At 66.8% G+C, this 238-nt stretch carries 1 protein-coding gene; it reads left to right on the forward strand.

Going from position 1 to position 238, the window contains the following annotated elements; genetic code table 11:
• The coding region (locus tag V0R37_RS23190; RefSeq protein WP_420376702.1) for a hypothetical protein at positions 1-238 on the forward strand (238 nt) is incomplete at both ends.

Consider the following 238-nt stretch of genomic DNA (forward strand, 5'->3'; position numbering starts at 1 on the left):
CGGCAAGAAAATCCAGGCGCGCTTCTACAATCCCTGGCTGGCCAAGTTGCGCGAGTGGGCCGGTGGCGAAGAACCGCGCCCCGACCTGGGCACCGGTTTCACCCGCCTGACCCCCGATGGCCTGGCCGAAGCCTGGAAAGGCGAGGCGCCTGCTCATCCGGCATTGGACGCCATGGCTTTGCTCAAGGCGCAACTCGATGCGCTGCCTGATCCCGCTGATGCGGCGTTGCGCCATGCG

Origin of the sequence: Pollutimonas rozaliensis (genome assembly GCF_048751585.1) — a bacterium.
Taxonomy (GTDB): Bacteria; Pseudomonadota; Gammaproteobacteria; order Burkholderiales; family Burkholderiaceae_B.